The sequence below is a fragment of the Vibrio nigripulchritudo ATCC 27043 genome (genome assembly GCF_000222685.1).
Taxonomy (GTDB): Bacteria; Pseudomonadota; Gammaproteobacteria; order Enterobacterales; family Vibrionaceae; genus Vibrio; species Vibrio nigripulchritudo.
Genome location: NZ_AFWJ01000157.1, coordinates 47,579 through 56,504, shown reverse-complemented (window position 1 = coordinate 56,504; position 8,926 = coordinate 47,579). Strand labels below are relative to the sequence as shown.

General features: G+C 44.2%; 9 protein-coding genes. All 9 read right to left on the bottom strand.

Going from position 1 to position 8,926, the window contains the following annotated elements; genetic code table 11:
- On the bottom strand, positions 1-690 hold a 690-nt coding region (locus RH89_RS13770; protein ID WP_004402864.1), incomplete at its 3' end, for a metal-dependent hydrolase.
- A 199-nt stretch (positions 691-889) separates the two neighbouring features.
- The gene (locus RH89_RS13765) at positions 890-2,431 is read right to left on the bottom strand and encodes an ankyrin repeat domain-containing protein (RefSeq protein ID WP_004402863.1); all 1,542 of its coding nucleotides are present in this window, start codon (positions 2,429-2,431) and stop codon (positions 890-892) included.
- 263 nt (positions 2,432-2,694) lie between these two features.
- On the bottom strand, positions 2,695-2,826 hold the full coding sequence (locus tag RH89_RS30530) for a hypothetical protein (RefSeq protein WP_004402862.1): 132 nt from the start codon (positions 2,824-2,826) through the stop codon (positions 2,695-2,697).
- Between the two features lie 141 nt (positions 2,827-2,967).
- A complete protein-coding gene (locus RH89_RS13760; RefSeq protein WP_004402859.1) occupies positions 2,968-3,576 on the bottom strand; it encodes a LysE family translocator in 609 nt (202 codons plus the stop codon).
- A gap of 39 nt (positions 3,577-3,615) precedes the next feature.
- Entirely contained in the window at positions 3,616-4,446 is an 831-nt protein-coding gene (locus RH89_RS13755) for an AraC family transcriptional regulator (RefSeq protein WP_004402858.1), read from the bottom strand.
- A gap of 88 nt (positions 4,447-4,534) precedes the next feature.
- On the bottom strand, positions 4,535-4,825 hold the full coding sequence (locus tag RH89_RS13750; RefSeq protein ID WP_004402856.1) for a hypothetical protein: 291 nt from the start codon (positions 4,823-4,825) through the stop codon (positions 4,535-4,537).
- Positions 4,826-5,000: 175 nt separating this feature from the next.
- Positions 5,001-6,449: a decarboxylating NADP(+)-dependent phosphogluconate dehydrogenase gene (gnd, locus tag RH89_RS13745; protein WP_004402854.1), complete on the bottom strand. Its 1,449-nt coding sequence runs from the start codon at positions 6,447-6,449 to the stop codon at positions 5,001-5,003.
- Between the two features lie 20 nt (positions 6,450-6,469).
- Positions 6,470-7,186: a 6-phosphogluconolactonase gene (gene pgl, locus RH89_RS13740; RefSeq protein ID WP_004402853.1), complete on the bottom strand. Its 717-nt coding sequence runs from the start codon at positions 7,184-7,186 to the stop codon at positions 6,470-6,472.
- On the bottom strand, positions 7,183-8,685 hold the full coding sequence (gene zwf / locus RH89_RS13735; RefSeq protein WP_004402851.1) for a glucose-6-phosphate dehydrogenase: 1,503 nt from the start codon (positions 8,683-8,685) through the stop codon (positions 7,183-7,185). Before zwf ends, pgl begins: the two co-directional genes overlap by 4 nt.
- Between the last annotated feature and the right edge of the window lie 241 nt (positions 8,686-8,926).

Genomic DNA, 8,926 nt, shown 5'->3' with positions numbered 1-8,926 from the left:
TTTCACAGACGTTCCCACCCTTACTGCATCCACGTAATAACTGTCTTCGGTTTCGTAAACCACTTTCCAAAGTAAAAGATTCGCGAAACTTGGTTTGGCTTCAAGTTTAATCGGTGCGTGCTGTCTTTCTTGCGCCAATTGCCAGCCTGCCGCTTCCGCTCTGTCTCTTTGAATCATTCCAAACGTTAGATAGACCAGTACCCAAAGAAAGGCGACACGGGCGAACAAAGGGGTTCGCTTCAGTATTCCAAATATAAGTAGTACCAGTATAGGTAGCGTAAATACAGGATCAATAATAGACACCGTGTTCCAGGCATAACGCGCATTACTCAAGGGCCAAAACAGCTGCGTGCCGTAGCTGGTGCAAGAATCCAGCAGTGCATGAGTACCATAACCTAGCGCACAAAAGATCCAGCTTTGCCTGAACGATAGCCCCTGTCTTTTTGCGATCAGCGGATGCAAGACCAAGGCACAGATTAAGCTTCCAATAGGGATGAAAAGGAGTGAATGAGTGAACTGCCGGTGGAATTCCAAATACAGCAGTGGGTCGGTTGATGAACGAATGAGCACGTCCAAATCCGGAGCCATTCCTGCGAGCAGCCCTAACGCCCCAGCAACAACCACGTTCTGTTTTTTGCTCACCGACTGAGGCAAAGAAGCGCCTAGTAAGCCCTGCGTTAATGGATCCATCAAGTATTCTCAATTAGAGTTAAACCGAACACAGTTATACTGTATTACTTAATAGCAAGATCATCAAAAGTGCTTTGATTTCAGTGTAAAAGGGAATGAACGAGTTCGCTAATCTGAGTATCCAAAACGCGTTGTGGACACACAAAAAAACCTCGAAGATCGATATGGTCTTCGAGGTCTTTTAATCAATAGCTTGAAATCAATGCGACGACAATTTTAAGATTTCAGTTAACTCTTTCCGATCGTCATCAGTCAAATTATCATTTACATATTTTGTCAACCAGTCTATCGGATACTCAATAGTCGCCGGATGGTTACGCTCATTCCTAACACCAAAATTTTTCGATGCGCCATTATCGAGAAGTAGCTGTATTAAATCCTTGCTGGCATATCTGACTGCGTAATGTAGAGGTGACATATTCGATGTTCGGAGGGTATATTGGCACCTATCATCAGGAATAATTGTGCCAGTGTTCACTTGAGCTCCCGCTTCAATAAGTAGCTTAGTTGATTCATAACTATCATACTGAGCCGCATACATTAGCGGAGTCTTGTTGAAGACATTTTTATTATTAGGGTCAAACCCTTTTTCTAAAAGATATGCAATCGCTCTTGGATATTTGACGGAAGCATTTAATATGCTTTCATTCGTATCGTACCATCCAATTTTTTGAGAGCTTTTTTCCATATGAGATACATCTATTTTCATTATCTGATCAATAGGTAGCTTTTGCAAAATTGCCCTTCTTAACTGGATTTCTTCTTCAGTTTCAAAGGGTTTATACATATAAAACCTTATTCCAGAACTAATAGCACTTTTTAAGGCATAATTTGCTATTTTTTCCGCCTCAACTGCCCCCCAATGAAAATGGTCTTGGTAGAATTGAGTCAATTCAACTGTTGCAGAATTAATTTTTCTAACATAGGAATTAAAAGCTTCATATTCACTTAAGCCTTGTAGCGCCCAAAGCTCCAAGTTTCTAAAATCTATTTCATATGTAGAATCATCGTAATTATTGTAATTTACTTTTTCCGGTGTTTGTTTTGGTGCATGAAGTAATCTTTTAAACTCATCGCTTATCCTGATAGACCAACGTCCATGAGTTGCCATTGAACCACAGAAACTAGCCGATCCAGACTGTCGTCTCAGACCTCGTACATACCCTCTCAAACTTAAAAGAGTATCTTGCATTTCATAGTAATCGCTTTTTATTAATTTGATTTGCTCAGTCGTTGGCATTTTATTTACAGTGCAAAGATGCTTCCAAGAAGCATCACCGAGTAACTGGTGAAGTTGATCTTCTTCCTTCCCAGAGACATAAAGGTAATACTTCCCATCATCTGAAGATAAAATGTGCCCTTCTCCTATTGGAGGTGATCTTTCTGATAATTCATTATAAAAATCCCTGTCGTCCCTCCGGTTAGGAAATGGCTGAACTGATGCTAGATATTGATATCTTTCACAAGCACCTCCACAGCCTGCATGCCTAAAATAAGTTAAATAGATAGTATTTCCGTTTATTTTAATTTCTTTACCTGCATTGCGTTCTAAAGAAGATGGAAAGTTTCGATCTATATCTCCATCCCATAGTTCTTTTGTTTTTGGAAGCATCGTTTGACAAACAGGATCATTATTTACCTTTAGAGTTGGCTGAAACCATGATTTTGAGAATCCAGCCGCTTCTGAATTTAATGACATTAACGGACTAAATAACAACAGAAATAATCGACTATTCTTCATAACTTACCTTTTTAGGTTCATTTAAAGTATGTAACGTGAAGTAAAGAAGTCTATGCTCAAGTCAACGCTAACAGATAAATCAAAAGTCAAACCTATTAGGAATCACAAAATAATAATGTTAAAGAATTATATATGAGAAAAACATTTATTATTCAAAGTTTAAGTAGTATTTGTAATAAATAAAAAGCCTCGAAGATCGATATGATCTTCGAGGCTTTTTAAATGCATATAGCAATGGAATTGCGGAATCCAAATGTATTGGATTAAAGCGCTTCTTCCTGGGCTTGCTTTACCAATGCCTGACGTTGAGCTTCCTTCTCGCATGACGAGTTATCTTTGTTATCTTGCTCGTTTTCCAAATCACTTGGTACGAACACATAGTATTTATTGAACATCTTAGAACCTCAAACTGCATGATTTACTGCGCCTGAACAATGAGTGCGACGCAACAAAGAAGCAGATACTAATGACTTTGTGCTCAATATTCAATCAGGATTGTGTAATCAATTGTCAGAAGTTAGTGTTTGCGATGAGCTTCATACGGCATGATTCAAGAGGGGAAGGTAGACGGTTTCGTAACCCAAACTGATCGCGACACCAACGAGTAGCCAAGCTAATACTTTGTTAAAAATAGAGAAAACCCTTGGGATCCGGAATTTGTGACCGACTACTTCCCCTAGCATTGAATAAGAAGTGGGGGCACCAAAAGCTAATGTGGCAAGTACGCCAGACCAAAGTATTGCTTCGCTCCCCTGAATCCCTATTGCAGGAAACTGTACAGCGGCAACGGGCAAAACGGCAGCTGGCGCTTTTGGGTTAAGCAACTGCATAACAAAGCCGTCTTTAAAGTTAAGAACATGAGTTGCCACGTTTAGCGACGCAACCTGACTGCGATAGAGTTTCCAGGCGATGTAAAGGATATAACTGCACCCAATCACCGCCACAACGGGTAGCCATGCTGTTGGAATTAATGCTTTCCCTGCCCAGCTGATCGAGGCAAATAAAATGAACATTGCGCCACCAACTCCAGCGTAAAAGCCGATGTATTGTTTGGTGTTATTTTGCAGCCCAGCGTTGAGTGCCAATAGGTTTACAGGTCCGGGCGTGTACATGACCCCTATGGCGTAGGCGAAGATTTCTAACATTGGATCTATCTCTTGATAAAAGTCTAGGGTCTGTTGACCCTAGGAAAGGCGTTGTTTTTGGTATTGTGCTGGCGTCATTCCATAGACACGTTTGAAGCGCCGGTTGAAATGGCTGCTGTCAGCGAATCCGGCTATTTGGGCTATGTCGGTAGCTGTTTTCCCTAATTCAAGAAACCTTCTCGCCAGATTTAGTCGGCAATTGAGCACGTATTGATGAGGCGTCATGCCGTATTGCGCTTTAAACACCCGAATCAGATGGTATTTCGACATACTGCATGCGTGGCTGATGTCATCAATTGAGATGTCCTCTCTGGCATGCGCATGAATAAAGGCTTTGGCTCTTTGAAGCAGTGTTTCACGACGTGTGTTTTTCACGAGCACTTCGGGTGCCTGCCCACTCATTCGAATAATGGAATGAGCAACTTCAAGCAATGCGGCATCGTATTCCACAGCAGATACGCCGTCTTCAGACATCCAGCGTGACAGGGTCAAAATTTGCTGACGAAGTATCGGGTCGTTCGACAACGTTTCTTTGACTCTTGCATGATTGGGGTTTACGACTCCCAAAGTCTGAAAGTGCGAAACCAATTCGTCTGGATGAACATAGAGCATGACGTATTCAAGATCTTCTGTTCCCCCGGATTGCCCGTCGTGCACATCTTCTGGGTTGAATACCATCACCCCACCCGCTGGACTTTGGTGAAACTGAGTTCGACAGAAGAAGTCTTGCCGACCTTTTAAAGTTACGCCAAAGGAATATTCTTCATGGGCGTGTTTGTCGTACGTAAAATCGCTCATGCTAGCGCTCAGAAGCATCAGCCCATCAATGCTCTGATTTCCCTGATAGTGAAATTGATTTTTATCCTGCATGGTCAATTTCCCGTTCATCCTTCATGAGTTCAGATTACGCCTTTTATCATCGCTCAGCTTGAACAAAATTGCTCGTTTTAGAAAGCAGTTAAAATAGCAGTAGCAAACTTATAAAAGTTACCGTAATCCCACCAAAGCCGAGTGCCTGCAAAACACCTTCAGGGTATTCCTGCTGCCAACTTGGGAATAGAATAGCCATGTATGAAGCAAAGGGGACTCCAATAGCAAAGCTTCCTATCCGATGATGGTCAGGTAGTTCGACAAAGAAAGTGAGATAGATGGCGTAAACCAAAAAGTAGAATGTTCCTATCCATTCCGTGCGATGCAAATCTCTCCATACAAAAAACAGAGAAACGAAAGGAATGAAGATTAAAGCCATTGTTGCCTCGAAAATATAATTTATCTATTGCAGATAACCATACTTCAATGACTAGGTAGAAAGGGGCTATTTTTCACATACGAGTTTGCAATTGTGATCCAATTTCAGGATATAGAAGCTTTAAAAAGTAAAAAGGGCGCCGATTGGCACCCTTTGAATTTGGATTACGAAGCAATTAAACGTCGTAAGTAGTAGACGCAGTGTCGCCGCCTGTACCAGTCCAGTTCGTGTGGAAGAATTCGCCACGCTCACGGTCGATACGCTCGTAAGTGTGAGCACCGAAGTAGTCACGCTGAGCTTGAAGCAGGTTAGCTGGTAGACGTGAAGTTGTGTAACCGTCTAAGAAAGATAGCGCAGAAATCGTACATGGCATTGGGATACCAGACTCAAGAGATTTCGCTGCTACTTTACGCCATGCTGCCAGGCTGTTTTGTAGGATGTTTTTGAAGTACTCGTCAGAACCTAGGAACGCGATGTCTGGGTTTGCTTCGTACGCATCACGGATGTTGCCTAGGAATGCGCTGCGGATGATACAACCACCACGCCACATTAGTGCTACGTTACCGTAGTTTAGGTCCCAGCCGTTTTCGTTCGACGCTTCACGCATTAGCATGAAGCCTTGAGCGTAAGAGATAATCTTAGATGCAAGAAGCGCTTGGCGAAGTGCGTCGATCCACTCTTTCTTGTCGCCTTCAACTGGAGTGATCGTCTTACCGAACAGTTTTTCAGCTTCAACACGCTGGTCTTTCAGTGCAGACAGGCAACGAGAGAATACAGACTCAGAGATAAGCGTTAGAGGAATACCCAGGTCTAGTGCGTTGATACCCGTCCACTTACCAGTACCTTTCTGACCGGCTGTGTCTAGGATTTTCTCAACAAGCGCTTCACCGTCTTCATCTTTGTAGCCAAGGATGTCAGCCGTGATTTCAACTAGGTAGCTGTCTAGTTCAGTTTTGTTCCAGTCAGCGAATACTGCTTGCATTTCGTCAGCTGAAAGACCAAGACCGTCTTTCATGAACTGGTATGCTTCAGTGATAAGCTGCATGTCACCGTATTCGATGCCGTTGTGTACCATCTTAACGAAGTGGCCCGCACCATCGTTACCAACCCAGTCACAGCAAGGCTCACCAGCGTCAGTTTTTGCAGAGATACCTTGGAAGATTGGCTTAACCGCTTCCCAAGCTTCAGGCGCACCGCCTGGCATGATTGAAGGACCAAAGCGTGCACCTTCTTCACCACCAGATACACCAGTACCGATGAAGTGGATGCCTTTCTCGCGACAATGCGCTACGCGACGGTTTGTATCTGGGTAGTTAGTGTTACCACCGTCGATAATGATGTCGCCTTCGTCCAGAAGTGGGATTAGGTTTTCGATGAACGTGTCTACAACGTCACCAGCACGAACCATCAGCATCACTTTACGTGGTGCTTCTAGCTTTTCTACTAGCTCTTCTAGAGAGTAAGCACCAACGATGTTTGTGCCTTTCGCCGGGCCTTCTAGGAACTCGTCTACCTTCGCAGCAGTACGGTTGTGAGCAACCACTTTAAAGCCGTGGTCGTTCATGTTTAGGATAAGGTTTTGACCCATTACTGCTAGGCCAATAACACCGATATCACCTTTCATTATTTATCTCCATTAATCGATCAGGCAATTTTACTTGCTGCGTCTGAATCTAAGTACCACTCGGTTTCGCCCGCTTTGGACTGAATTTTCGCTGCCGGATAAGGCAGTGCTTCCGCAGGAGTGGTGTGAATTTCGTGTACGATCTCGATCTTGCCTGCACCTAGCACCAAGTAGCTAATGCGCTTTGCCGCTTCCAGAACTTTTGCTGTTTTGGATACGCGGATTTGACCGGATTCAGGATGAGAAGCCAAAACGGCTAGATTCTCATCGTTGTAATTGGTTTGCCCTGGGAACAGGGAGGCAGTGTGACCATCTGCACCAACACCCAACAGGATCCAGTCAAACACTGGCGTGCCGTTTTCGGTTGGGATTACGTCTGCCATTTCTTTCGCAAAGCGTTCAGCTTCAACCGCTGGCTCGTCTTCACCACGGATGCGGTGAATGTTTTCTACCGGAATCTCTACTTGGCTGAACAACAATGCGTTCGCTTCACCGTAGTTACTTTCCGCATCATCCGGGGCTACACAGCGCTCATCACCCCACCAGAAGTGAAGGTTGTTCCACTGAATGGATGTAGCGTAAGCGTCTGTCGCAAGCAGCTTGAACAACATCTTTGGCGTGCTGCCGCCAGACAAAGAAATGTGAACAGGTTTGCCTTGCTCGCTGAACGCTTTCAGCTCGTTTGCCAGGCTTTCTACTACCTGATCCGCAGTTTGGAAGATCTTATGATTGATCATAGTTCGCAGTAATCCGTGTCGGTAAGGTTCTTACAAGGGAAGCGCCATGCGCGTCCGTCGCGCTGAAGCAGCTTGTCGGATTCGATTGGTCCCCATGTTCCACATGCGTAGCCAAACAGCGCTTGAGGATCTTGTTTGAAGTCCAGAATCGGCTGAACATATTGCCAACAAGCTTCTACTGCATCACTACGGGCAAACAGAGTAGCATCACCGTTTAGCGCATCAAGAAGCAAACGTTCGTATGCTGTCAGCATTTGCGTTTCTTCCAGAGAAGCGTAATGGAAGTTCATTTTCACTTCTTTTGCGTTGAAACCTGCACCCGGCTCTTTCAAACCAAAGCTCATTTGAATGCCTTCGTCTGGTTGAATACGGATGATCAGTTTGTTTTCTGGCGCATCCAAACCGAATACTGGGTGAGGCGTGCGTTTAAAGTGAATGACCACTTCTGTTACACGAGTTGGCAAACGCTTACCAGTACGCACGTAGAATGGCACACCATTCCAACGCCAGTTGTTGATGTAAGCTTTCAAGCCAACATAAGTCTCGGTACGAGAATCTTCTGCCACACCCGGCTCTTCACGGTAACCCGGTAGGAATTCACCACGTACATCCGAACCTGTGTACTGACCTAAAACAAGGTTGTTTCGAAGGTCTGATTCATCAAGCGGCTTCAGGCACTGAAGCACTTTTACCACTTCATCACGCATAGAGTCTGCGTTGATTTGAGCAGGCGGCTCCATACCCACCATTGCCAGTACTTGCAGCAAGTGGTTTTGGAACATGTCGCGAACCGCACCAGAGCCGTCGTAGTATCCACCGCGCTCTTCAACACCTAAGAACTCTGCACCTGTGATTTCAACGTAATCAATGAAGTTACGGTTCCACAGTGGTTCAAACATCGCGTTAGAGAAGCGGAAAACCAACAGGTTTTGAACCGTCTCTTTACCTAGGTAATGGTCGATGCGGTAAATCTGGTGTTCCTGAAAATGTTCGTGGATTTCTTTATCCAGCTTCTGAGCCGATTCCAGATCGTAACCAAATGGTTTTTCGATAATAAGACGACGCCAGCCTTTACTTTCGTCGTTAAGACCATGAGCAGCAAGTGCTGCTGGAATCACGCTGTACAGGCTTGGTGGAGTGGCTAGGTAGAAGAGGATGTTGCTTTGTTCAAACTGGTAAGTGTCGGACAGTGTATCCAGACGTGTTGCCAGTTTTGCGTAATCGCTAGTGTCAGAAGTATTGATCGCTTGGTAATGAAGGTGATCAATAAACGCATCTAACGTTTCAGGTTCCGTTTTTTCCATTTCCTGAAGAGAGCGTTTCAACTTGTCGCGATAAGACTCGTCGCTGTACTCGGTACGACTCACGCCTAAAATCGCAAAGGACTCTGGAAGCTGCTTATTTGCATACAAATGGTATAAAGCAGGGATCAGCTTACGGTAAGTCAAATCGCCAGAGGCACCGAAGATAACGATGCAGCTGTTTTCAGGTATTACCATCATCTTTCCTTAAAAGAGGGATTTTAATGGGACACAAACTATCAGTGTCCCAAGTAAATTAACAATAGGTGTTAACTATCAGTCCGAGAGGTAAGAGCTATGGGCTACTTAGTGTTCAACTGAGGTAAAACAGCGTGCTACTTTACCTCAGCTAACCGCGATACGCATCCCAAAAACTTACCTATTTCAAATTTGTTGAGAAAAACTACAAAATTTCTGTAACGTTTACAATATATCAAAC